The organism is Acidovorax sp. KPB24-03 (genome assembly GCF_057546605.1).
The window spans coordinates 1-748 of the sequence record NZ_BAAJYR010000853.1 but is presented as its reverse complement, the minus strand read 5'-3'; the positions used below and the strand labels follow the sequence as shown (position 1 = coordinate 748).

The 748-nt window shown below is 74.7% G+C and carries 2 pseudogenes; both read left to right on the top strand.

The features are described 5' to 3' along the window. Positions 1-524 (top strand): annotated as a pseudogene (locus tag AC27KI_RS26450) (hypothetical protein); the annotation flags it as partial. Further along, a pseudogene (locus AC27KI_RS26445) lies at positions 521-748 on the top strand (hypothetical protein); the annotation flags it as partial. The pseudogenes AC27KI_RS26450 and AC27KI_RS26445, both read left to right, overlap by 4 nt.

Sequence of the window (748 nt, the reverse complement as noted above, 5' to 3'; positions counted from 1 at the left end):
CACCGGGACGGCTTTGGGCCGACGAGGCCGATGCGCCCCCGGCCCGCGCCGCCGCCCAGGTCTGGCGCATGGCGCGGCCCGATCTGTTCTCGGTGCGCAACACCACCGTGCCCGCCTATCTGCAGCCCATGGTGCACGAGGTGAAGGCCAGCCGCGCCGACCTGCTGTCCGACCTGCGGCACGGCGCCAAGCGGCAGGCCTACCAGTGGCTGTGCGAGGAGTGTTACTACGTGTTCCCGGCCAGCGTGGCCGCGCCCGAGGAGATTCCCGAGCCGTTCGGCGTGTGGGTGCTGCACGGCGAGATCGACCACGGCCGGTTCGAGCTGCTGCGCCCCGCCCGCCACGCGGGCTGCAGCCTGCCGTTCGCCGTCTGGATGGCGCTGTGCAAGGCCACGCCGCTGCGCAGCGAGGGCGAGCCGGCGCAGGGGCTGCTGGGCGAGGGGCTCGCCGGCCTGGAGGATGCCGACCTTTCTCGGGAGGCGGCCCAGGGGTCGGCGCCGGACCCCTGCAAGGGCACGGCCTGATGTACACCGTGGCCGTGCGCGAGCTGTGCGAGTTCACGGCCAAGCAGGGCGATCTGGACCTGCGGTTCACCCCCGCGCCCACCGCGCTCGAAGGCATCGCCGGCCATGCCACCGTGGCCCAGCGGCGCATGGCGGGCCGGGCGCCGGCGCCGGCCCGGGCTACGAGAGCGAGGTGGCGCTGGAGGGCCACTACCGCCACCTGCATGTGCGGGGCCGGGCCGACG